Source organism: Photobacterium sanguinicancri (assembly GCF_002265265.1).
Taxonomy (GTDB): domain Bacteria; phylum Pseudomonadota; class Gammaproteobacteria; order Enterobacterales; family Vibrionaceae; genus Photobacterium; species Photobacterium sanguinicancri.
In genome coordinates this window covers 12648-36507 of the sequence record NZ_NOIF01000007.1, presented here as the reverse complement: position 1 = coordinate 36507, position 23860 = coordinate 12648, and the positions used below count along the sequence as shown (strand labels likewise).

The window sequence follows — 23860 nt, the reverse complement described above, 5'->3', positions numbered from 1 at the left end:
AGGATGATATTATGGCTCGATTAACATTAGCACTTGTACTGTGTGTTTTTTTAGCGGGCTGCGTCACCGTTGACCCCAACCAAAATTCTAATGGTAAAGCTTTTGATAGCATTGAAGCATCAGAAGCACGTATTGCCTTGGGGTTAAGTTATTTAGAGATGGGGCAATGGCAACGTGCTCGAAAAAATCTTGATCAAGCATTAGCCTATGCTCCAAAGTATTACCGCGCGCAAAATGCGATGGCGTATTACTACCAAAAGGTGGACGAAGGCGACAAAGCTGAAGCCATGTACAAGCGAGCCCTCAAAGATTCACCAAAAAATGGCGATGTCCGCAATAACTATGGTGTATTCTTGTGTGGACAGGAGCGTTATGATGAAGCGATTGATGCATTTGAACGTGCAATCAAGCAGCCTTATTATTATTTAACGTCAGCAAGTTATGAAAATGCGGGATTGTGTCGCCTGAAACAAGGTGAGAATGAAGAAGCAGTGTTTTACTTTGAACGCGCTTTAGCACATGACCCACAACGAGCCAGATCATTATTACAGCTTGCGCAATTGAATATAGCATCGAACAATTATAAAGATGCGCGGGTATTGTTATTTACGTTTAACAAGAGATATGGGTACAAAGCCGATAGCTTATCGTTACTCATTCAGTTAGAGCAACAGTCGGGAAGACTGACTCAAGCTGAAAAATATGTCGATTTGCTACAGGAGCAGTTTCCAGACTCTCAGCAATATCAGAACTATTTAGCCAATGAAGACTGAACAGAACGAAACGCAAAAAAATGAAGAAGTGATGCGTCCAGGAGATGTACTGCGTCAGGCTCGTGAGAAGCAAGGCTACTCACAAAAAGATATTGCCAGTCGCTTACGTTTACGCCAGTCGGTTATCGACGCTATTGAAAACAACAACTTTGAAGCCGCACAGTCGGCCACGTTCACGCGTGGCTATGTTCGTTCGTACGCGAAATTTGTGGGCCTTAATGAAGACGAATTACTGGGTCAGTTAGATAAACTGGGCCATGCACAACCGAAAGAACAAGAAATGCAGAGTTTTTCACGTCGTACTAAACGTGAAAAGCATGACAATCGTATTATGAGCCTAACTTGGGTACTGGGAACAGTATTCGTTGGCTTAACTGCGTGGTGGTGGTGGCAGAGCCAACAAATTAGTCAAGAAGCTGAAATCGTATCTGTTACGTCAGCAGCGCAACCGCTGGATGAATCACTAGCCAATGCGAATACGTTAACGCCTTCTGCTAACCCAGCGACTGCATCTGATGTTTCTGCTGCAAACAATTCTGTGTCACCGAGCGCAAATTCCACGCCATCTGAACAAACAACCCAAGCGTTAGTCTCTCCAGCGACTGAGCCTGCCAGTTTGCCTGAACTTGAAGCAACGTTCTCACCTGAACCTGCCATTGTTCAAGCGCCAGATATGGCAGAAGAAGTACTTGAAGAAGTCACTCTTGAAGATGATGCCACTGCATCAGTAGCTGCAGATACCGATCTTGCCCTAACATTCAGTGGGGATTGTTGGATTGATATCCGTGATGCGAACGGTAAACGTCTAGATACCGGCATTAAAAAAGCAGGTGAAACCCTGAACTTAAATGGCACAGCTCCATATAAGATAGTGCTAGGTGCGCCTGGTGTTGTTAAAATGCACTATAAAGGCGAGCAGGTTGACTTAAGCGTTTACCCTGCTGGTAAAGTCGCACGATTGAAACTGCCGCAGTAAGAGTAAGAGCAATGCATAACGAATCCCCGATTAAACGTCGTCAGTCCACACGTATTTATGTGGGTGACGTACCCATTGGTGACGGTGCTCCAATCGCCGTTCAGTCGATGACGAACACCCGTACCACAGATGTAGACGCGACAGTTGCTCAAATTAGAGCACTTGAAAAAGTGGGCGCCGACATCGTTCGTGTGTCTGTTCCTACTATGGATGCGGCTGAAGCATTCAAATTAATTAAACAGCAAGTGAATATTCCACTCGTGGCCGATATTCACTTCGACTACCGTATTGCCCTTCAAGTGGCTGAATATGGTGTGGACTGCTTACGTATTAACCCAGGTAATATCGGAAATGAAAGCCGAATTCGCTCTGTGGTTGATTGCGCGCGCGATAAAAACATCCCGATCCGTATTGGTATCAATGGCGGTTCATTAGAAAAAGACATCCAACAAAAGTACGGTGAACCCACCCCAGATGCGCTGGTTGAATCTGCGATGCGTCATGTCGATATTCTTGATCGTCTGAACTTTGACCAGTTTAAAGTCAGTGTGAAAGCATCAGATGTTTTCCTTGCGGTTGAGTCATACCGTAAGCTGGCTGCACAAATTCAGCAGCCATTGCACTTAGGTATCACTGAAGCGGGCGGTGCACGTGCTGGTTCAGTGAAATCAGCGGTTGGTCTTGGCATGTTATTGTCTGAAGGCATCGGTGATACATTGCGTATCTCGCTTGCCGCTGATCCAGTTGAAGAAATCAAAGTGGGCTTTGATATCTTAAAATCGTTACGAATTCGCTCGCGTGGCATTAATTTTATTGCCTGTCCTACGTGTTCACGTCAAGAATTTGATGTGATTGCTACCGTAAACGAACTAGAACAACGCTTAGAAGACATCACTATTCCAATGGATGTGTCTTTGATTGGTTGTGTGGTTAACGGCCCTGGTGAAGCAGAGGTTTCTCATCTTGGTATCGCGGGCAGTAATCGTAAGAGTGCTTTTTATGAGGATGGTCTTCGTCAAAAAGAGCGCTTTGATAACGACAACATTGTCGATCAACTAGAAACCAAGATCCGAGCAAAAGCAGCAATTTTAGACGTTAATAATCGTATTAACGTTCAAGAAGTCGAGAAATAAGCTAAAACGCCTGTTGTAATGCGGCAGGCGGTTCACTATTTCCTTCAATACCTATATATTCGGTTCAATTCCCCATCGGTTAACGAGAATAAACGTGGCGAAACAAATTCAAGCAATTCGAGGCATGAACGACTGCCTACCTACACAATCTCCACTTTGGCACAAAGTGGAAGATACGATTAAACGTGTTGTAAGTGCATACGGTTACAATGAAATCCGTATGCCAATCGTAGAATCGACTCATCTATTCAAGCGTGCTATCGGTGAAGTGACCGATGTTGTTGAAAAAGAGATGTACACTTTTGACGATCGTAACGGCGATAGCCTCACTCTGCGTCCTGAAGGTACAGCGGGTTGTGTACGTGCTGGTATTCAAAATGGCCTGTTATACAACCAAGAACAACGTCTGTGGTACACAGGCCCAATGTTCCGCCATGAACGTCCACAGAAAGGTCGCTACCGTCAATTCCACCAGTTTGGTGTAGAAGTGTTTGGTCTAAATGGCCCAGACATTGATGCTGAATTGATCATGATGATGGCGCGTTTCTGGCGTGAGTTGGGTATTTTTGAGCACGTGCGTCTTGAACTGAATTCAATCGGTTCACTTCAGGCTCGTGCTGATTACCGTACTGCACTGGTCGCTTTCTTAGAGCAGCACACTGAAGTGTTAGACGACGACTGTAAGCGCCGTATGCACACCAACCCATTGCGTGTTCTTGATACCAAGAACCCTGCTGTTCAAGAGATCCTAGTTGACGCACCTAAGCTATCAGAATACTTAGATGAAGAATCGAAAGAACATTTTGCTGGTTTATGTGAACTATTAGACGCTGCTGGTATCGAATACCAAGTAAATGAGCGACTTGTACGTGGTTTAGATTATTATAACCGTACTGTATTTGAGTGGGTGACTGAAAGCCTAGGTGCACAAGGCACTGTTTGTGCTGGTGGTCGCTACGACGGTCTGGTTGAGCAGTTAGGTGGTAAAGCGACACCTGCTGTTGGTTTTGCTATGGGTGTTGAACGCCTTGTTCTACTGATGGAAACACTGGAACTGACAAATGTTCGTCGTCCAGTTGATGCTTATGTAGTAACAATGGGTGACGGTGCTCGTATGGCTGGTATGCAACTGGCTGAAAAATTACGCGAAGAAGTTGCCGGCCTACGAGTGATGACTCACTTTGGTGGCGGTAACTTTAAAAAACAATTTAAGCGTGCCGACAATGTCGGTGCAGCTGTTGCGCTTGTGCTTGGCGAAAATGAAATGGCCAGCAACACGGTCGTAGTGAAAGATCTACGCGGTGGCGAGCAAGAAACAATGGCACAGAATGAAGTCGCTGCGAAGCTTGCAGAATTGATTTAAGAGAGGACAGGAAGTGGACGTCTACGAGACCGAGGAACAACAGGTTGAAGCGATTAAGTCGTGGTGGAAAGAAAACGGTAAAGCCGTTGTTCTAGGTGCTGTGATTGGTCTGGGTGGTCTTTATGGCTGGCGTTTTTACCAAGGAGAAATCCAATCAGGTAAAGAACAAGCCTCTGATGCGTATACGCAAGCGATAACAGCACTAGAAAGCGGTAACGATTCAGCTATTGCTGATGTTAAAGCTTTCATTGCGGGTCACGAAGAAAGCCAATATTCAGTACTGGCGGCGTTGCAACTGGCAAAAGCACAAGTTCAGAATAATGAACTAGATGCTGCGACAGAGCAGCTTAACTGGGCTATCACAAATACGTCAGATGAAGCTATTCTTCCTCTAGCGCAAACCCGTCTTGCCCGAATTTATGCTGAACAGCAAAAATTTGATCAAGCGACTGCTGAACTAGACAAAGTCACTGCTGAAAGCTGGAAAGCGAAAGTTGAAGAGCTTCGTGGTGATATTCTTTTACAACAAGGTGACAGTGCTGCTGCGCGTGAAGCGTATGTTCAAGCACAGCAATTGGGTACATCGCCTGTTGTACAAATGAAGCTAGACGATTTAGCGCAGTAAAGGCGGAACTGTATGCAGAAGGTGTTCAAGCAAGCGGTAACTATTGCACTTACGTTAGGCGTACTTGCGGGCTGTGCCGGTGAAGAAGAATCGATTCAAAAGGCACCGCTTCCTGTTGTCGAAAGCAATTTCACCCCTGTTAAAAGCTGGGGACATAAAGTAGGTAGTGGTGTTGGCCAATACTTTTCTAAATTGTCACCAGCAGTGGGTTACGGCAAGATTTTCGTTGCAGATAGAGATGGTGTTGTTCAAGCACTTGAGCCTGATACAGGCAAAGTGATTTGGTCACAAGATCTTGAATCTGATATCACAGCGAAAATTTCAGGTGGTATCACGGTATCCTACAGTAAAGTTTTCCTTGGTACTGAAAACGCAGAAGTGATTGCGTTGGATGAAGAAACAGGTGAAGAACTGTGGCGTACTAGCGTTGAAGGTGAAGTGCTTGCGGCACCATTAGTCGATGAAGGTCTTGTCATCGTTAATACTAGCCGTGGCGTACTTGAAGCGTTAGATGCTGATACTGGTGAAGACAAGTGGCGTTTAAGTGGTGAAGTACCAACATTAACGCTACGTGGTGATAGTTCACCCGTCGCTATTTCTGGTGGTGTATTTTGGGGCCAAGCAAACGGACGTTTAGCTGGGGCACTTATGGGCACTGGTCAAATGTTATGGCAACAGCCGATAGGTTCACCGAAAGGTTCGACAGAAATCGACCGTTTAGTTGATGTTGACGCATCACCTGTTATTGCTGGTGAACGCCTGTTTGCAGTGAGTTATAATGGTAACTTAGTTTCTATTGATTTACGTACTGGTCAACCAGCGTGGAAACGTAGCTATTCTTCGGCTAATAACTTCATTGTTGAAGGTAATCAGATCTATCTGATCACTGATAAAGATCATGTTGTTGCAGTAGATGCGCGTAGTGGTACAGAGATTTGGCAAAACAAAGATCTAGAATATCGCTTACTAAGCTCTCCTGTTGTGATTGATGGCAATGTTGTTGTTGGTGACAGTGAAGGTTACCTCCATTGGCTAGACCCATATACGGGTGAGTTTACTGCACAGCAAAAAGTTGATGGCAGTGGTATTGCAATTCCACCTGTTAAAGTTAGCGACGGTTACTTAGTGGTTACCAGAGACGGTCAAATCAATAAAATGCAAATGCCGTAAGCTTTGCTATAATACCGCGTAATATTAAGTCGGCTCCTACTGTTTTATACAGTTAGGAGCCGTTATTTATAGTAATTCATCTTAAACTAATAGATAAGAACGTTAGTTTTTAAGTTGAATTCCGTTCCTAGATTATTGTCGTGAAGAGATAAAGATATAGGGATTAGCATGATTAAGACTATGAAAAGTAAGAGGTACTTATGATTCCTGTTGTTGCCCTTGTCGGGCGCCCTAACGTGGGTAAATCGACGTTATTTAACCGTCTTACCCGCACAAGGGATGCGCTGGTAGCTGATTTTCCTGGCCTAACAAGGGATCGTAAATACGGTCGAGCTCAGTTAGAAGAGCACGAATTTATTGTTATCGATACCGGTGGTATTGATGGTACAGAAGAAGGCGTAGAAACAAAAATGGCTGAACAATCGCTAGCGGCGATTGAAGAAGCTGATGTTGTTCTATTTATGGTAGATGGCCGTGCTGGCCTTACGTCATCTGATGAAGCGATTGCTGCACACTTACGTAGCCGCGAAAAACCGACATTTTTGGTTGTTAACAAAATTGATGGTATTGATGGCGATAGCGCATGTGCTGACTTCTGGAAGCTTGGCGTTGATGCTATGTACCAAATCGCAGCGGCACAAAACCGTGGCGTAACAGCATTGATGGAACGTGCGCTAGCACCGTTTGCTGAATCATTGAAAGAAACGACTGAAGGTGAAGATGGCGAGTTAATCGATCTTACAGATTTAAACACTGTAGAAGAGATCGAGAACGCAAACCTATCTGAAGAAGATGCAGAAGCTGCATACAAACGCCTACAAGAACAACCTATTAAAATGGCGATCATTGGTCGTCCAAACGTAGGTAAATCAACACTGACTAACCGTATTTTAGGTGAAGAACGTGTTGTTGTTTACGATATGCCTGGTACAACACGTGACTCCATTTACATTCCGATGGAACGTGATGGTCAAGAATACGTGCTGATCGATACTGCGGGTGTTCGTCGTCGTAAAAATATGAGCATGGCTGTAGAGAAATTCTCTGTTATTCAAACACTTAAAGCGATTGAAGATGCCAACGTTGTACTGTTGATTATCGATGCGCGTGAAAATATCTCAGATCAAGATCTAAGTTTACTGGGTTTCGCCCTGAATTCTGGTCGTTCACTGGTGATTGCAGTGAACAAATGGGATGGTTTGGACAACGACGTGAAAGATCGCGTTAAGTCTGAATTAGATCGTCGTCTAGGTTTCGTTGATTTCGCTCGTATTCACTTCATCTCTGCGCTACACGGCACGGGTGTTGGTCACTTATACGAATCTGTAATTGAAGCTTACCAGTCTGCAACTAAGCGTATCAGCACATCTATGCTGACACGTATTATGCAAATGGCTCAAGATGATCACCAGCCACCAATGATCCGTGGTCGTCGTGTGAAACTGAAGTATGCGCACGCAGGTGGTTACAACCCACCAATCGTTGTAATTCACGGTAACCAAGTGAATGAACTTCCGGGTTCTTACAAACGTTACCTAATGAACTACTACCGTAAGTCTTTAGAATTGATGGGTACACCAATCCGTATTCTATTCCAAAGCAGCGATAACCCGTTTGAAGGTAAAACGCAAAAGCTGACGATCTCACAAGAGCGTCAACGTAAGCGTCTAACCTCTGCATTGAAAAACCGTGATCGTGACTAATCACAGTTAGAAAGCATAAAATGAAACCCAGCCCTCGTGCTGGGTTTTTTGTATCTATTATTTCTAATCATTACAGCAGGAACATTATGACTTTGGTTCGTTCTACAGTGGTTGTCTTCCCACAAAAACAAACTCACGTAAAAACGCTGGTGCAACTATCGATGCCAGCAAAAGCAGCAGGCACTTGGTTAGTGACAGAGCAAACGCCTTTCCACCCAGTGAGCCATATCTGGCCGGATCACCCCGCTGATCGTGGAATGGTTAAAGTAAATGACGTAAATCATGACATTACAGACTGTCAGGTTGGTGCTGTTGAACTGGAAACAAAGCAGCTGTTCGTTGGACATGATATTCCGGTTAAGCGCGATACAGAGGGCTGGGTGTTTGTTGTGGTTCATCATATTGATGAAGCGATTGAGCTCGCAGACGGTAGCGAGATAGAACTCACCGTTGATGCTGAACATCAGCAAGCTTTGAGCCGCGGGCACAGTGCAGGCCACCTGTCATCACTGGCGATAAATAAAGTGCTTCATCATGACTTTTGGCGTAAAGAACCGACTCGCTGTGATGAACTGGGTTATTTTGATTTCCACAGTTATGCGCAAACAAAAAGTATTGTTTCGCCAGATTGCAGTACCGACACTTATCGTTTAGGTAAAACGCTACGTAAGCGCGGTTTAAACAGTGCCGACTTTGTTAGTCAGCTAGATGAAATAGCAGAGAAAATAAATCAACAGCTTGAACAGTGGCGAGTAAATGGCGCAGCTGTTGTGATGCGTAAAGAGGGCGAAGCGCTGACAGATTCTCGTTATTGGCAATGCGATTTAGGTGAAGAGGCAGGGCTAATAGAGATTCCGTGTGGTGGTACGCATATCAACTCGCTGACAGAGTATGAGCAGCTAACAGTGAGTTTCGAATTAGTTTCTGATCAAGAGCTGATAATGGTGACATCTGTTGTGCCTGCGAAATAACTAGGTATACACGCATGTTTAATGCGGTTCGAATTGGTGGTTATTTTTCAGTTGTTAGCCGTTTTTAATGGTTATATATCGATTTCCGACAGAGAGCATCGTCGAATTTCAACCAAGATCTTCATTTGTCATCTGTTGGATCTTTTGCTTTAAATACCTACCTGCAGATATATATATCGCTTAAAATCCAAAAACAGCATATGTAACTTATGCTTTCGGGATGTGTATTGATAAATGTTCTTTTGAGGGGTGATCGCTGATCAAGATGGCTTTTGCCTGTGATCACCATAAAGATCCTTGTTCATGTGACTTGATCAGGTAGTAGATTGAACATTAAGTATTCAGTTGATTGTTTGGTGTGGTCAAATTTGAATCGTTTTCTCGGAAGCATGAAAACAGTCTTACTAAATTACGGCCTTTGAATACGGCGACTTTCAGTTAGTACGCTTGCTTATCGCTCTGGCACTCTTCTGTTGTCATTCTTGTTATGAGGAGGTTTGTGATAGATCAAGCTTGTTTTGGATCGATTTAGTCACTGCGAGTAAAGTATTGATATGATAGTCAGGTTAAAAGGAGATAACGATGACAACTGAAAATGTATGTCCAACTTGCCACGACGAACTCGCTTGGCAAGCTAACCAATATAGCTGCGAAAAATGCCAGATAACTCTGACGAAACAGGCTTTTTGTCCTGATTGTGATACCGAGTTAGAGAAGCTACAAGCCTGTGGTTCTGCTAGCTACTTCTGTAATGCTTGTAATGAGTTAAAGTCAAAATCTCGAGTACGTATCGCTTTTACCCCTGCAGAATGATCCCTATTTCCATGGCCCCTTCGCCATGGATTTATTTTTATCCGGTCTGTTAACTAGCGAAAAGCATGCTTAGAGTACGGTTTTCGTTATATTTTCGAATACGTCATACCCAAGTAATAGGTTTTTATACTGGTGCTTTATTTTTACTTGTGATAATAATTATCAATTGCAATTATTGTTACTGATAAGGATATTAGTATGGCTGTGCAACATCCATTGTTAGAAGTAAGCGATCTCTCTGTCTCGTTTAAGATGGAAGATGAATGTTTTGATGCTGTTAAGAACATCTCGTTCACCCTAGAGAAGGGCCAAACATTGGCACTCGTGGGGGAATCGGGATCGGGTAAATCAGTATCATCAAGCAGCATTATGGGATTACTGCCTAACAATGCTCGAATTGGTGCGCAAAGTTCAATTCGATTCCAAGGGCAAGACTTACTTGGTATGGATGAAAAGGCATTTCGCAGCATCCGTGGTGATCGTATTGCAATGATCTTCCAAGAGCCGATGACATCGCTGAATCCGTATATGCCCGTGGGTGAGCAAGTGGCTGAAGCTATTATTCATCACCGTGGTGTTTCTCGACGTGTTGCGATGGAAGAAACGTTAGCCTTGTTTGACAAGGTACATCTGCCTGATCCTCGTAAAAGACTGAATCATTATCCTCATGAATTCTCTGGTGGCCAGCTGCAACGCATCATGATTGCGATGGCACTGGCAAATACGCCTGATATTTTGGTGGCTGATGAGCCAACCACGGCATTGGACGTGACCGTTCAAGCAGAGGTATTGAACCTACTGAAAGAAATCCAAGCCGAAATGGGGATGGCGATCTTATTTATTACTCACGACCTTGGGGTTGTTCGCCATTTTGCTGATGATGTGGTGGTGATGTGTAAAGGTGAAGTGGTTGAAACGGGTACTGTTGAAGGTGTATTTACGACACCTAAGCATAGCTACACCAAAATGCTCTTAGATGCTGAACCTAAACCTGGTATCCATGAAACGGATAACTCTTCGCCTAATATTCTTGAAGTGCGTGACTTGCGCGTTAATTACGTATTGAAAAATAACTGGTTAGGAAAACCAACGGAGTTGCTTCAAGCGGTAAAAGGGATAGACCTAACATTAAAGCAAGGCCAAACCGTTGGAATAGTCGGGGAGTCTGGGTCGGGTAAATCGACCATGGGCCGTGCCATCATGCAGTTATTGGATTCACAAGGTGAGATCATATTCCAAGGCAAACGCTTTGATGAAATGACTAAGCAGCAACGTTTTGAGTTAAAAAGAAATATGCAGATGGTCTTTCAAGACCCGTTTGGATCTTTATCACCACGAATGACGGTGGGTGAGATAATTACTGAACCACTGACTGTATTTACTGATTTAACTCACCAACAACGTTTAGTAAAAGCTAAAAAAGCGTTGGAAGAAGTACGTTTGGATCCTGCTAGCATTAACCGTTACCCGCATGAATTTTCAGGTGGGCAGCGTCAACGTATCGCGATTGCTCGAGCACTTATTTTAGAGCCACAGTTTATTTTGTTAGATGAGCCAACATCGGCACTGGATCGCTCGGTTCAGCTGACAGTGTTGGAATTACTTAAAGATATTCAGCAGCGCCGAAACATAGCTTACCTGTTTATTAGTCATGATTTGTCTGTGGTAAGAGCGATTTCAGATGAAGTGATTGTGATGCAGAAAGGCGCGGTGGTCGAGCGGGGAACACCAGAGCAGATATTCGATAATCCTCAAGAATCTTATACAAAGAGCTTGATTAGTGCCTGTATGATGATTGATGAAACAGCAGTGGCATAAATGATTAAAGCACTGACGTTAGCCTGAATGCATTAAATAAAAAGAGCGATGAATCGCTCTTTTTATTTGTAGCGATAACCTGTTATCTAGCGACTAACAGCTTGCTAGCGTTGTTGTTTCAATGCGTTGATGAAGGTATCGATATCTTCACGCGAAACGTCCAAGTGGGTGACTAAGCGCATTGGACTGTAACCCGGTGAAAATAAGATCCCTTGTGGTTTTAAGCTTGCTGCGATAGCGGCGATATCAATTTTTTTATCGACGTTGACGTAGACAATATTGGTTTGTGGTGGGAAATCAGCGGTATTAAAGCCGTCTAATAGATCAAGTTGCTGTGCTAAATAATCAGCATTGGCATGATCATCTGCCAGCCTTTCAACATTTTCTGTCAGGGCTATTTTGCCTGCAGCCGCTAAAATACCCGCTTGGCGCATGCCACCGCCGACCATCTTTCTGAGCCTTCTCGCTCGCTCAATATAATCTGTTGAGCCTAATAGTAGCGAACCAACAGGTGCACCTAGTCCCTTGGATAAGCAAATGGTCATTGAATCAAAGTATTGACTGATTTCGGTAACATCGACGTTGAGTGCGACAGCTGCGTTGTATACGCGTGCGCCATCAAGGTGTAGCAGTAAGTTATGTTGGTCTACGAACTTACGGGCTTTAGCTAGATAATCCAGAGGTAAAACTTTACCACCTATAGTGTTTTCTAAGCTCAACAATTTGGTTTGGGCGAAGTGAATGTCGTCAGGCTTGATGGCTGAGGCCAGTTTTTCAAAACACAGTGTACCATCTGGATTGTTCTCAATCGGTTGTGGTTGTACCGAGCCTAAAATAGCCGCGCCACCCGCTTCATATTTATAATTATGAGCCAGCTGCCCACATAAGTATTCATCGCCTCGTTGGCAGTGGGCAAGGATACCTAATAGGTTGGCTTGAGTTCCAGAGGAGGTGAAAAGTGCGGCTTCAAAACCATGACGTTTCGCTGTCCAAGCTTCAAGTTCATTCACGGTTGGATCGTCACCATAAACATCATCACCTACAGGAGCTTGCGCCATGGCTTCACGCATATAGGGGCTAGGCTGTGTCACTGTGTCAGATCGAAAATCTATCATTCCTTGTTTTCCTCATACTGCTGTAGGTGTTTAGTGCCAGTCAATGTGTCCGACTTAGTACTAGAGACTACGCTGCATTGTGTAGGAGAAAAACCATTATTTTTATGATGTTTTATTTATTTTGAAGAGATATTAATGCACTTGTGTACACAAGTGCATCTTAACTGAAATCTAGGTGGGTTATTGGTGGTCTTTTGAAACGACCGATTGGATTTCACCGTTAGCCACTTTAGTGATGATAGTATCGCCATGGTTAACTTGATCTGTGGTGCGAATTACTTTGCCTTTACTGTCTCGAGTAATCGAATAGCCACGCCCTAGAGTCGCGAGTGGACTAACCGTTTCCAGTTTTTCTGCTGCCATTGCTAGCTGGTGGCGTGCAGTGAGTAAGCGTCTATCCATTGCATCATGTAAACGGCTTTCAACACGTTCCAAGCGGTTAGCTTGTTGCTTTAGTGTTTGCACGGGTGAATGTAGGGCTAGCTTGTGTTCATTACGATTAAGGTGCTGGCGATGTTGAACAATATAGTTTTTCATCGCGCGCTCTAAACGGCTGCTGACATCATCAAGTCGCTGACTTTGTTGGTTTAACCTCAATTGCGGGTGTTGACGCTCTAATCTGTGTTGCAACTGGGTTAAATGACGACGACGATCAGACAAATACTGACGAACGCTGTGGGTCAGTTGTTGTGTTTTTTGACTGATTTTTTGGGTCTGATGGCTGTTATCACGGCTAACTAATTCTGCCGCTGCTGAAGGAGTAGGAGCGCGCATGTCAGCGACGAAATCGGCAATAGTGACATCCACTTCGTGGCCAACGGCACTGATGATCGGGATCTGACTAGCCGCAATCGTACGGGCAACGATTTCTTCGTTAAACGCCCATAAATCTTCAAGTGAACCACCGCCACGACCGACAATCAACACATCACACTCTTGGCGTGAATTGGCTCGCCCAATGGCCTGAGCAATCGAAATCGCTGACCCTTCACCCTGAACCATGGTTGGGTAAATAACCACTGGCAGGCTAGGATCACGTCGTTGTAAAACGTTCAAGATATCATGCAATGCCGCACCCGTTTTAGAGGTGATAATACCGACGCGTTTAGGCTGTTCAGGCAGTGGTTTTTTTAGTGACTGAGCAAACAAGCCCTCAGCCGCTAAATTCATTTTAAGTTGTTCAAATTGTTGCTGTAAGCGACCATCGCCTTCTGGCTGCATGCTCTCTATGATCAGTTGGTAATCACCACGAGGTTCATACAGTGATAAGCGGGCTTTCACTAGTACTTGCGTACCATTCGCTGGCTTAAAGGTTACCCGGCGGTTGTTGCCACGAAACATGGCGCACTTAACTTGGGCGCGTGAATCTTTGAGTGTGAAATACCAATGGCCTGAGACGGGCATGGATAAGTTCGACAGTTCACCCACAAGCCAGACAATGCCCATTTCATTTTCGAGCAATAAGCGAACTTCTGCGTTGAGGCTTGAAACAGTAAAGATACGATCGTTGGATTGAGTTTGAGCGAATAGAGTCACGAGGTGAGGCACCTGTTATCGAAGGCTAGGTAATGTGCGGAAAGAGTAAAAAACATACAGGCAGATCTATGGACAGATCTTGGCCTTACATGCGAGACCGCAGCACCGGAAACTTAACCGAAATATATTACGTATCAAGCAAAAAGAGTCAATAAAAAAATATAATTTTTTTGTAGCCAAACGATTGCATCATACGTATAATTCGTTCGCAATATTTTATCCTCCTTTAAACCTTAACTCGGTGTGAGATATTGCAATGTTACGTATCAAACAAGAAGCTTTAACTTTTGATGATGTTCTGCTGGTTCCAGCACACTCTACGGTTCTCCCTAACACTGCCGATCTGCGCACCCAACTAACGAAAAAGATTTCGCTCAACGTTCCAATGGTTTCTGCTGCAATGGACACAGTAACCGAAGGTCGCTTCGCTATCGCGTTAGCTCAAGAAGGTGGCATTGGCTTCATTCACAAAAACATGTCTATCGAACAACAAGCTAACCAAGTACGCATGGTTAAGAAGTTCGAAGCGGGTGTTGTGTCTGAACCTGTGACAGTAAAACCATCAGCAACTATCGCTGATGTTAAAGCACTGACTATTGAAAATGGTTTTGCTGGTTACCCAGTTGTGAGTGATAACAACGAACTTGTTGGTATTATCACTGGTCGTGACGTTCGTTTTGTTACCGACCTTTCAATTAAAGTTGAAGACGTGATGACGCCAAAAACAAAACTGGCGGCAGCAAAAGAAGGTGCTTCTCGTGAAGAAGTTGAAGCCATCATGCAAGAACACCGTGTAGAGAAAGTGCTACTGGTTAATGATGATTTCCAACTGAAAGGCATGATCACTGCAAAAGACTTCCAAAAAGCAGAACGTAAACCTAACGCATGTAAAGATGAGCGCGGCCGTCTACGTGTAGGTGCTGCAGTTGGCGCAGGCGCAGGCAACGAAGAGCGTGTTAAAGCGCTGGTTGAAGCGGGCGTTGACGTTCTACTTATCGATTCATCTCACGGTCACTCTGAAGGCGTTCTACAACGTATTCGTGAAACCCGTGAAGCATTCCCTGAACTACAAATCGTTGGCGGCAACGTAGCCACAGCTGAAGGTGCTCGTGCACTTATCGAAGCGGGTGTTGATGCGGTTAAAGTCGGTATCGGCCCTGGTTCTATCTGTACAACACGCATTGTAACAGGTGTGGGTGTTCCACAGCTTACTGCTATCTCTAATGCAGCCGATGCGGCCGCTGAGTACGGCATTCCTGTTATTGCCGATGGTGGTATCCGCTTCTCTGGCGACATGTGTAAAGCGATTGTTGCTGGCGCATCATGTGTGATGGTTGGCTCTATGTTCGCTGGTACTGAAGAAGCGCCGGGTGAAGTTGAACTTTACCAAGGCCGTGCCTACAAGTCTTACCGTGGTATGGGTTCTCTGGGTGCAATGTCTCAAGGATCTTCTGACCGTTACTTCCAAACAGATAACGCAGCAGACAAATTAGTGCCAGAAGGCATTGAAGGCCGCGTTGCTTACAAAGGTCACATCAAAGAAATTATTCACCAGCAAATGGGTGGCTTGCGTTCAAGCATGGGCTTAACTGGTTCAGCAACGATTGAAGATTTACGTACCAAAGCTGAGTTTGTTCGTATCTCTGGTGCCGGTATTAAAGAGTCACACGTTCATGATGTGACCATTACAAAAGAAGCACCAAACTACCGTTTAGGTTAATTTTACCTGACGAGTATTGATTAGGCGAAAACGTTTGCCTAATGATGAAACTTCTATAAGATCGGGGGCGCTTTAAAGCCCCCCACTATTATTTCAATTATTTTTGAGACTTCTCGATAATGACTACATCTACAAATATTCATGACCAGCGCATCCTTATTTTGGATTTTGGTTCTCAATATACTCAGTTAATTGCTCGTCGTATCCGTGAAATCGGTGTTTACTGTGAGCTATGGAGCTGGGATGTCGATGAAGCCGACATTCGTGACTTTAACCCGAACGGTATTATCCTTTCTGGTGGCCCGGAAAGTGTTACTGAAGCTGGTTCTCCACGTGCACCACAATATGTTTTTGAAGCTGGCGTACCTGTGTTTGGTGTGTGTTACGGCATGCAGACAATGTCTGAGCAGCTTGGCGGTAAAGTTGCAGGCTCAAATGAACGTGAATTTGGCTATGCACAAGTTAAAGTTGTTGAGCCAACAGGCCTATTCAAAAATATTGAAGATGCTATCGCAGAAGACGGCGCACCATTACTTGACGTATGGATGAGCCACGGCGATAAAGTTGTTGAAATTCCATCTGATTTCGTAAAAGTTGCAGAGACAGAAACCTGTCCATTTGCGGCAATGGCGAATGAAGAAAAACGTTTTTACGGTGTACAGTTCCACCCTGAAGTAACACACACGCGTCAAGGTATGCGTATGATTGAGAACTTTGTTCTTGAAGTGTGTGGCTGTGAGAAACTGTGGACTTCTGCAAACATCATCGAAGATGCTGTCGCAAACATTAAGGCACAAGTAGGTGACGATGAAGTTATCCTAGGCCTATCTGGTGGTGTTGATTCATCGGTTGTTGCTATGCTTATTCACCGTGCGATTGGTGACAAGCTAACATGTGTATTTGTTGATAATGGCTTACTTCGTTTAAATGAAGGTGAGCAGGTTATGGACATGTTCGGTGACCACTTCGGTCTGAACATTGTGCATGTTAAAGCGGAAGACCGTTTCCTTTCTGCATTAGCCGGCGAGAACGAACCTGAAGCTAAGCGTAAGATCATCGGCCACGTATTTATCGATGTATTCGATGAAGAATCGAAAAAGTTAGAAAATGCAAAATGGTTAGCACAAGGTACGATTTACCCTGATGTTATCGAATCAGCGGCATCGAAGAACGGTAAAGCACACGTTATCAAATCTCACCACAACGTGGGCGGCCTTCCTGATGACATGGAAATGGGCCTTGTTGAGCCACTACGTGAATTGTTTAAAGATGAAGTACGTAAGATTGGTCTAGAGCTTGGCTTACCTTACAACATGCTTTACCGCCACCCATTCCCTGGGCCTGGTTTAGGTGTACGTGTACTGGGTGAAGTGAAGAAAGAATACTGTGATTTACTACGTCGTGCTGATGCAATCTTTATTGAAGAACTGCATAAAGCAGATTTGTACAATAAAGTATCACAAGCGTTCACTGTATTCTTACCTGTTCGCTCTGTGGGCGTAATGGGTGATGGTCGTAAATATGATTGGGTTGTATCACTGCGTGCAGTTGAAACCATCGACTTTATGACTGCGCATTGGGCACACCTACCATACGACTTCCTTGGTAAGGTTTCTAACCGTATCATTAATGAAGTTGATGGCATTTCACGTGTTGTTTACGATATTTCAGGTAAACCACCAGCAACGATTGAGTGGGAATAATACCCTGTAGGTATTGATAGCTTACACAATTAAAAAGACACCTTCGGGTGTCTTTTTTCGTTTAGAAAGGCCATTAGGGAATCGGTGTGTTGAGTTATACGGCCTAAAAGAGGTTACGAGGTTGGGTGTTTTTAGTGTTGTATTTGTTAGGGGGATGTTCTCTGTTAATCTCCGTTTACAATATAAACAAATGCAATTCGTCTGATTCTTGGTCTAACGCGCTTTTTTAGGCTGCATTTACATTACAATTTCTTGAAAGTTTTCTCCTAGTCTGAGAAAAACGATGATCAACTGGCGTATAAGAAGTACAGCAAATAATTCGCCGCAAACCAACACTACACATCCATGGAGTTCCCATGAGTAATCAAGCAGCAAAAACAGCACCGGAAGCGTCATCTGGTGGTATGAATAAGTTTTTAAACTTTATCGAACGAGCAGGAAACAAGATCCCAGATCCTGCATTGTTATTCTTCTGGGGACTATTAATTGTATGGGCATTATCAGCATTGCTATCGCAAGTTGATTTTGGCTTTATTCACCCAGTTACAGGTCAAGCGGTTGAAGTGAAGAACTTACTTACGGGTGAGTCTTTCGCAAGCTTCTTAGCAAATATGGTGAAAAACTTCACTGGTTTTGCTCCTCTGGGTATCGTACTGGTTGCGATGTTAGGTGTGGGTGTTGCTGAAGCATCTGGCTTCATTAACACGGGCCTGAAGAAGATGTTGAACTTCACGCCAGCAAAACTACTAACACCTATGCTGATTCTAGTTGCGATTGTCTCGCACACGGCAGCGGATGCAGGTTATGTTCTGGTTATTCCTCTTGGTGGTATCATCTTCCACGCTGCAGGCCGTCACCCACTAGCGGGTATTGCAGCAGCCTTTGCTGGTGTATCGGGTGGTTTCTCTGCCAACTTCATCCCTTCAGGTATCGATCCACTCCTTGCTGGTTTTACACAATCAGCAGCTCAAATTTTAGATCCTGATTACATTGTGAACCCACTTTCAAATCTACTATTCACGGGTTTATCGTCGATTCTTGTTGTTGCTATCGGTTGGTATGTAACAGAGAAAATCATCGAACCACGCCTGGCGAATACACCGATTGATACTGATGCAGAAGAAGCTCCAGATATGGGTTCTTTCTCTGAAATCGAAAGTAAAGCATTCTCGCGTGCGGGCTGGGCTATGATTGCGGGTATCGTTGTACTTGTTGCTTCTGTATTCCCTGAGACATCACCCCTTCGTTCTCCAGATGGTGAAATCACAGCGTTCTCTGCTCCACTGATGCAGTCGATTGTACCGCTGATCTTTATCCTCTTTGTTATTCCGGGTGTGGTTTACGGTAAAGTTGCTGGCACATTTAAAGCTAGCGACGATGTGATTAAAGCAATGTCAGCAACCATGAGCAGCATGGGTAGCTTCATGGTAATGGCATTCTTTATTGCTCAATTCCTAGTGGCGTTTACTCAATCTAACCTAGGTACACTATTGGCGCTTTCGGGTGCTGAACTGCTGCACGCAATGAACTTACCCGGTCAGGTAACGATTGTTGGTATGATTTTACTTACGGCGTTTGTGAATTTACTGGTGGGTTCTGCATCAGCGAAGTGGGCACTGATTGGTCCTATTCTTGTACCAATGCTGATGGCTGTGGGTATTTCTCCTGAGCTAACGCAAGCGGCATACCGTGTTGGTGATTCTGTTTCTAACATTATCTCACCTATGATGGTGTTCTTCCCTCTGGTTGTTGTTTACATGCAACGCTACGTGAAAACATCGGGTATTGGTTCGCTGGCTTCGATGATGATGCCGTACTCTATTGCAATGCTGATTGGTTGGACTATCTTCCTATTGGCATACTGGGCACTGGGTATTCCTCTTGGTATCCAAGCTCCGTACACTTACTCAATGTAATGTTAGATAGCCTTTAGGCTAGTACATTATGCTAAAGCCTCGCATTGCGAGGCTTTTTTTTTGGCTCAGATATAACTTCTTAGCGCTACTGAGCTACTGATTTACTCAGGTTTAGGGGATTATATTACTTACCCTTCATGCGTAACTACAAGCCAGAGCTAACCTTTGGTGATGTGATTGCGATGATGGTGCCATACTCGCTGGCTTTCCTATCGGTATGGACAACCGTACTCGTATGTTTCTTCGCGTTTGAGATCCCACTGGGTTTCTAAGCAAAAAGGCATGATCGGTTAAGCCGATATAGATACAAAATAGCCCAGCATTTGCTGGGCTATTTTGTTTTTGGCATAGAGCGCGACGGATTATAAACCTAGGTGTTTCGCGTGGAAACGTAGGTGATCATCAATAAAACTCGAGATAAAGTAATAGCTGTGATCAAAGCCTTCTTGTAAGCGTAGTTCTAGTGGGTAACCCACTTGTTCTGCTGCATCTAGCAAGGCTTGTGGTTTTAATTGCTCTGCTAAGAAATTGTCTTGTGTGCCTTGATCAACCAAGGCTGGCAGCTGTGCTTGGCTGGCTTTCATGAGCTCAGTGGTATCGTACTGCGCCCAATCTTCTTGGTTGGTGCCCAAGTAACCAGTAAATGCTTTTTGCCCCCAAGGACAATTCATTGGGTTAGTGATCGGGCTAAACGCAGAGATTGAACTGTAACGCTCAGGGTTCTTTAATCCAATGGTCAGTGCGCCGTGTCCACCCATAGAGTGACCACTGATTGCACGCTGGGTTGTCACTGGGAAATTCGCTTCAATAAGCGCTGGCAGTTCAGATACCACATATTCATACATACGGTAATGACGGTGCCAAGGTGCTTTTGTTGCGTTCAGATAAAACCCTGCGCCTAAGCCAAAATCGTAGCTGCCTTCTGCATCATCAGGTACATCGTCACCGCGAGGGCTAGTATCTGGTGCCACAATGGCCATACCTAATTCAGCGGCTAGACGCTGTGCGCCTGCTTTTTGCATGAAGTTTTCATCGGTACAGGTTAAGCCTGATAGCCAGTAAAGCACGGGTACTTGCTGGCCTTGTGCTATTTGTGGTGGCAAGAAAATAGCAAAACGCATGTCGCAATTTAATGCGGTTGAGCGGTGAGTGTATTGTTTGTGCCAGCCGCCAAAGCTTTTATTGGCACTGATGTTTTCTAATGTCATGGTCGGCTCTCAATGTTGAAGTACTGAAACAGAAAATAAAAAAGAAATGCGTGTTTAAAAGAAAGATAAAGTGCTCTAGAAAGAGCGGTAAAAAGAACAAACAGCACTGCAATTGCAGTGCTGAATGAGTATCGGGAACGGGGAGGTGAGATTATTTATCGTAGTGGATAACGCTACGGATACTCTTGCCTTCGTGCATTAGGTCAAACGCATGGTTAATGTCTTCAAGACCCATAGTGTGAGTAATGAAATCATTCAGTGCGAACTCACCTGCCATGTAACGGTCAACAATTTCTGGTAGTTCAGAGCGGCCTTTAACACCACCAAATGCAGAACCACGCCATACACGACCCGTCACAAGTTGGAATGGACGCGTTGAGATCTCTTGACCAGCACCAGCAACACCGATAACAACCGATTCGCCCCAGCCTTTATGACAACACTCAAGCGCTGAACGCATCACGTTGACGTTACCGATACACTCAAATGAGAAGTCTACGCCACCGTCTGTCATCTCAACGATCACTTCTTGGATTGGCTTGTCATAGTCGTTCGGGTTGATACAGTCTGTTGCGCCTAATTTTTTCGCTAGCTCGTATTTGCTTTCGTTGATATCAACACCAATGATGCGGCTTGCACCAGACATAGTTGCACCAATGATTGCCGATAGACCGATACCGCCAAGACCAAAGATCGCAACCGTATCGCCTTTTTGTACTTTGGCAGTTTTAAGTACTGCGCCCATACCCGTTGTTACACCACAGCCTAATAGGCATACTTCTTCTAATGGTGCTTCTTTACTCACTTTAGCCAGTGAGATCTCAGGCAGTACTGTGTATTCAGAGAAAGTTGAACAGCCCATGTAATGGTAAATTGGCTGGCCATCTTTATAGAAACGGGTTGTACCGTCAGGCATTAGACCTTTACCTTGTGTTTCACGCACCGCGCCACAAAGGTTGGTTTTACCTGACTTACAGAATTTACATTCGCCACACTCAGCGGTGTAAAGTGGAATAACGTGGTCGCCCACTTGTACGCTTGTCACGCCTTCACCCACTTGTTCAACAATACCGCCACCTTCGTGACCAAGTACTGCTGGGAAAATGCCTTCAGGATCATCACCAGAAAGTGTAAATGCATCAGTGTGGCAGACGCCTGTTGCAATGATACGAACCAGTACTTCACCAGCACGAGGTAACATTACGTCAATTTCTTCAACAGATAATGGCTGGTTAGGGCCCCAAGCAATAGCTGCTTTTGATTTGATAAATTGGTCAGACATTTTCATTCTCTCTTTAAGACTCTTGGTCTGTAGTTATTAGTCACACTTCACTTCGTACTAATAGACAGTAGAAGATAAAAGTGAGAACGACGAAGGTTTCAATCGTAATCGTGAAAGCGCTGTCGTTTGTTTTGATGAGGCTATTGTATTTATTTCTACATGAATGATAATTACCCTAATTATCAAATTACTTTTACTCAGGTGTAATAATGTTTCTGTGGGAAGGTGTGATGGAGTTTGTGGCCGTCGCTGAGCGTGAAAGCTTTACCAGTGCCGCTAAACAGCTTGGCATTTCAACCGCCCAAGTGAGTCGGCAGATCAGTGCCTTGGAAGGTCGGTTAAGCACTAAGTTGTTTTACCGCACTACACGTAAAGTTTCTCTGACTGAAGAAGGCGCGATTTATTATCGACACTGCCGCCAAGTTCTTGATGGATTGGAAGAGGCAGAGCGAGCTATCACCAGCCTACGAGATAAACCGCAAGGGTTAGTGAAGTTAACCGCCCCAGTGACCTATGGGGAGAAATTTATTATGCCGTTGATTAATGACTTTCAGCAGCTTTATCCCGACGTATTGATCAATATGGATCTGACCAATCAACAGGTCGATTTGGTCGAGGCCGGATATGATTTGGCGATTCGATTAGGGCGCTTGTCAAGTTCGAGTATGATGGCGAAACGCTTAACAACGCGTACCCAGTTTGTGTGTGGTTCGCCTGATTATTTGGCGAAGTATGGTACACCGCATTCGTTATCTGAATTGCATCAGCATAATTGTTTAGTTGGTAACTATGACCATTGGCACTTTCAAGAGCAAGGCAAAGATAAATCGGTCAAAGTAGGCGGCAGTTTGCGATGTAACAGTGGCTATGGTTTGTTAGATGCGGTGCGTAAAGGCACTGGATTAAGTCAGTTACCAGATTATTATGTTGCCGATGATTTGGCTGATGGTTCTTTAGTGGCGGTGCTGACACAGTATCAAGAACCTGAAGAGGGGATTTGGGCACTCTATCCGCATAATCGGCATTTATCACCAAAAGTACGGATGCTGGTGGATTACCTTGCACTAAATTTAACCTAGAAAAATAAACTGGCACTGGGTTAATGCTTATAATTCGTTATAATCCCGAGCCAAACATAACCCCTGTAGTACGAGAATCATCGTGACCGAGCAAACCTCTACCGATATCCATCTAGCCGACCCTCATCAAGATGAGCGTTATATGCGCCGTGCCATTGAATTGGCGGGTAACGCAGAAGCTGAAGGCGAAGTACCTGTAGGTGCTGTCGTGGTATTAGATGGACGTGTGATTGGAGAAGGGTGGAACCGCTCTATCGGTCAGCATGATGCTACTGCACATGCTGAAATTATGGCACTGCGCCAAGCTGGCAAAGTGGTGCAAAACTACCGTTTATTGGACGCGGTTATGTACGTGACTTTAGAACCTTGTCCTATGTGTGCTGGTGCTATGGTGCATTGCCGAATCGGTAAGGTGGTGTATGGCGCGCCAGATCTAAAAACGGGCGCCGCTGGCAGTACTATGAATTTGCTAAGTTACGACCAAGTGAATCACCATGTATTGTGTGAATCGGGTGTGTTAGAGCCAGAATGCCGTGCGCAACTACAAGCTTTTTTTAAGCGTCGTCGGGCGGAAAAGAAAGCAGAAAAACAAGCACGTCGTGCACTAGAGGCAAACGATAAAGAGGCATAGTGATAAGACGCGATATTATAAAGAAAGCTCAGTCTGTTTATCAAACTGAGCTTTTTTGTTTCAAGCTTATAGTGAATCTGTCTATGGGCGGTCGCACAGGACTTGGGCGCATTCATGGTGAAAACAGCGCTAGTAGAGATTAACAGTAAGGTATTAGTACCGAGTAATTACACACACTCGCCAAGCTGGATCAGAGAATAGCTACGCTGACGCCATAAAATTTTTCGGCGTACGTTAACACTCAGACGTTTACGGCGGGTCGCTGCGGAGGTCATATTTTTTTGAAATGTAGGACTGGCGGATTTCCGTTTAAATAGCTTCATTT

20 protein-coding genes are annotated in these 23860 nt (G+C 44.5%); 16 read left to right on the top strand and 4 right to left on the bottom strand.

Features of this window, described 5'->3' with window-relative positions:
* The first annotated feature begins 11 nt into the window (after positions 1–11).
* The 10 genes from pilW (at position 12) to ASV53_RS02330 (ending at position 11345) form a co-directional block, all read left to right on the top strand.
* Positions 12–773: a type IV pilus biogenesis/stability protein PilW gene (gene pilW / locus ASV53_RS02375; RefSeq protein WP_094955938.1), complete on the top strand. Its 762-nt coding sequence runs from the start codon at positions 12–14 to the stop codon at positions 771–773.
* Positions 763–1749, top strand: coding sequence for a cytoskeleton protein RodZ (gene rodZ, locus ASV53_RS02370; protein ID WP_062690282.1), 987 nt, complete (start codon positions 763–765; stop codon positions 1747–1749). The genes pilW and rodZ overlap by 11 nt, the downstream gene beginning before the upstream one ends.
* 11 nt (positions 1750–1760) lie before the next feature.
* Entirely contained in the window at positions 1761–2882 is a 1122-nt protein-coding gene (gene ispG / locus ASV53_RS02365; RefSeq protein ID WP_062690283.1) for a flavodoxin-dependent (E)-4-hydroxy-3-methylbut-2-enyl-diphosphate synthase, read from the top strand.
* Positions 2883–2976: 94 nt separating this feature from the next.
* Positions 2977–4245, top strand: a complete 1269-nt coding sequence (hisS, locus tag ASV53_RS02360) for a histidine--tRNA ligase (protein ID WP_094955937.1) — start codon at positions 2977–2979, stop codon at positions 4243–4245.
* A gap of 13 nt (positions 4246–4258) precedes the next feature.
* Positions 4259–4870 carry a YfgM family protein gene (locus ASV53_RS02355; RefSeq protein ID WP_062690284.1) on the top strand — a complete coding sequence of 204 codons (612 nt, stop codon included), beginning with the start codon at positions 4259–4261 and terminating at the stop codon, positions 4868–4870.
* A gap of 12 nt (positions 4871–4882) precedes the next feature.
* The gene (gene bamB, locus ASV53_RS02350; RefSeq protein WP_094955936.1) at positions 4883–6040 is read left to right on the top strand and encodes an outer membrane protein assembly factor BamB; all 1158 of its coding nucleotides are present in this window, start codon (positions 4883–4885) and stop codon (positions 6038–6040) included.
* Between the two features lie 200 nt (positions 6041–6240).
* Entirely contained in the window at positions 6241–7743 is a 1503-nt protein-coding gene (gene der / locus ASV53_RS02345) for a ribosome biogenesis GTPase Der (protein ID WP_062690286.1), read from the top strand.
* 86 nt (positions 7744–7829) lie between these two features.
* Positions 7830–8714 carry an alanyl-tRNA editing protein gene (locus tag ASV53_RS02340; RefSeq protein ID WP_094955935.1) on the top strand — a complete coding sequence of 295 codons (885 nt, stop codon included), beginning with the start codon at positions 7830–7832 and terminating at the stop codon, positions 8712–8714.
* A 582-nt stretch (positions 8715–9296) separates the two neighbouring features.
* The gene (locus ASV53_RS02335; RefSeq protein WP_062690288.1) at positions 9297–9527 is read left to right on the top strand and encodes a zinc ribbon domain-containing protein; all 231 of its coding nucleotides are present in this window, start codon (positions 9297–9299) and stop codon (positions 9525–9527) included.
* 198 nt (positions 9528–9725) lie between these two features.
* Entirely contained in the window at positions 9726–11345 is a 1620-nt protein-coding gene (locus ASV53_RS02330) for an ABC transporter ATP-binding protein (RefSeq protein WP_062690289.1), read from the top strand.
* Positions 11346–11449: 104 nt separating this feature from the next.
* Here the strand turns inward: ASV53_RS02330 and ltaE are convergent, their stop codons facing one another.
* Both ltaE and xseA read right to left on the bottom strand, forming a co-directional pair.
* Entirely contained in the window at positions 11450–12460 is a 1011-nt protein-coding gene (gene ltaE, locus ASV53_RS02325; RefSeq protein ID WP_094955934.1) for a low-specificity L-threonine aldolase, read from the bottom strand.
* Between the two features lie 180 nt (positions 12461–12640).
* Positions 12641–13996 carry an exodeoxyribonuclease VII large subunit gene (gene xseA / locus ASV53_RS02320; protein WP_062690290.1) on the bottom strand — a complete coding sequence of 452 codons (1356 nt, stop codon included), beginning with the start codon at positions 13994–13996 and terminating at the stop codon, positions 12641–12643.
* 256 nt (positions 13997–14252) lie between these two features.
* Here xseA and guaB point away from each other — a divergent pair, with 256 nt between their 5' ends.
* From guaB to ASV53_RS25155, 4 genes are all read left to right on the top strand, one after another.
* Complete coding sequence (guaB, locus tag ASV53_RS02315) at positions 14253–15716, top strand: IMP dehydrogenase (RefSeq protein WP_094955933.1); 1464 nt, start codon at positions 14253–14255, stop codon at positions 15714–15716.
* A gap of 119 nt (positions 15717–15835) precedes the next feature.
* The gene (gene guaA, locus ASV53_RS02310) at positions 15836–17419 is read left to right on the top strand and encodes a glutamine-hydrolyzing GMP synthase (protein ID WP_062690292.1); all 1584 of its coding nucleotides are present in this window, start codon (positions 15836–15838) and stop codon (positions 17417–17419) included.
* Positions 17420–17775: 356 nt separating this feature from the next.
* A complete protein-coding gene (locus tag ASV53_RS02305) occupies positions 17776–19335 on the top strand; it encodes an AbgT family transporter (RefSeq protein WP_062690293.1) in 1560 nt (519 codons plus the stop codon).
* Between the two features lie 137 nt (positions 19336–19472).
* Entirely contained in the window at positions 19473–19607 is a 135-nt protein-coding gene (locus tag ASV53_RS25155; RefSeq protein WP_141226221.1) for an AbgT family transporter, read from the top strand.
* 90 nt (positions 19608–19697) lie between these two features.
* Here the strand turns inward: ASV53_RS25155 and fghA are convergent, their stop codons facing one another.
* Positions 19698–20543: an S-formylglutathione hydrolase gene (gene fghA, locus ASV53_RS02300; RefSeq protein WP_094955932.1), complete on the bottom strand. Its 846-nt coding sequence runs from the start codon at positions 20541–20543 to the stop codon at positions 19698–19700.
* A gap of 151 nt (positions 20544–20694) precedes the next feature.
* Positions 20695–21825: an S-(hydroxymethyl)glutathione dehydrogenase/class III alcohol dehydrogenase gene (locus ASV53_RS02295; RefSeq protein ID WP_094955931.1), complete on the bottom strand. Its 1131-nt coding sequence runs from the start codon at positions 21823–21825 to the stop codon at positions 20695–20697.
* Between the two features lie 209 nt (positions 21826–22034).
* Here ASV53_RS02295 and ASV53_RS02290 point away from each other — a divergent pair, with 209 nt between their 5' ends.
* Positions 22035–22904, top strand: a complete 870-nt coding sequence (locus ASV53_RS02290) for a LysR family transcriptional regulator (protein ID WP_094955930.1) — start codon at positions 22035–22037, stop codon at positions 22902–22904.
* Positions 22905–22986: 82 nt separating this feature from the next.
* Complete coding sequence (gene tadA / locus ASV53_RS02285; RefSeq protein ID WP_275657083.1) at positions 22987–23535, top strand: tRNA adenosine(34) deaminase TadA; 549 nt, start codon at positions 22987–22989, stop codon at positions 23533–23535.
* The last annotated feature ends 325 nt before the right edge of the window (positions 23536–23860 follow it).

Bases quoted from the DNA above. Each gene is read 5' to 3' on its own strand.
- pilW (WP_094955938.1), top strand. From the start codon at position 12: ATGGCTCGATTAACATTAGCACTTGTACTGTGTGTTTTTTTAGCGGGC.
- rodZ (WP_062690282.1), top strand. From the start codon at position 763: ATGAAGACTGAACAGAACGAAACGCAAAAAAATGAAGAAGTGATGCGT.
- ispG (WP_062690283.1), top strand. From the start codon at position 1,761: ATGCATAACGAATCCCCGATTAAACGTCGTCAGTCCACACGTATTTAT.
- bamB (WP_094955936.1), top strand. From the start codon at position 4,883: ATGCAGAAGGTGTTCAAGCAAGCGGTAACTATTGCACTTACGTTAGGC.
- der (WP_062690286.1), top strand. From the start codon at position 6,241: ATGATTCCTGTTGTTGCCCTTGTCGGGCGCCCTAACGTGGGTAAATCG.
- ASV53_RS02340 (WP_094955935.1), top strand. From the start codon at position 7,830: ATGACTTTGGTTCGTTCTACAGTGGTTGTCTTCCCACAAAAACAAACT.
- ASV53_RS02335 (WP_062690288.1), top strand. From the start codon at position 9,297: ATGACAACTGAAAATGTATGTCCAACTTGCCACGACGAACTCGCTTGG.
- ASV53_RS02330 (WP_062690289.1), top strand. From the start codon at position 9,726: ATGGCTGTGCAACATCCATTGTTAGAAGTAAGCGATCTCTCTGTCTCG.
- ltaE (WP_094955934.1), bottom strand. From the start codon at position 12,460: ATGATAGATTTTCGATCTGACACAGTGACACAGCCTAGCCCCTATATG.
- guaB (WP_094955933.1), top strand. From the start codon at position 14,253: ATGTTACGTATCAAACAAGAAGCTTTAACTTTTGATGATGTTCTGCTG.
- guaA (WP_062690292.1), top strand. From the start codon at position 15,836: ATGACTACATCTACAAATATTCATGACCAGCGCATCCTTATTTTGGAT.
- ASV53_RS02305 (WP_062690293.1), top strand. From the start codon at position 17,776: ATGAGTAATCAAGCAGCAAAAACAGCACCGGAAGCGTCATCTGGTGGT.
- ASV53_RS25155 (WP_141226221.1), top strand. From the start codon at position 19,473: ATGCGTAACTACAAGCCAGAGCTAACCTTTGGTGATGTGATTGCGATG.
- fghA (WP_094955932.1), bottom strand. From the start codon at position 20,543: ATGACATTAGAAAACATCAGTGCCAATAAAAGCTTTGGCGGCTGGCAC.
- ASV53_RS02295 (WP_094955931.1), bottom strand. From the start codon at position 21,825: ATGTCTGACCAATTTATCAAATCAAAAGCAGCTATTGCTTGGGGCCCT.
- ASV53_RS02290 (WP_094955930.1), top strand. From the start codon at position 22,035: ATGTTTCTGTGGGAAGGTGTGATGGAGTTTGTGGCCGTCGCTGAGCGT.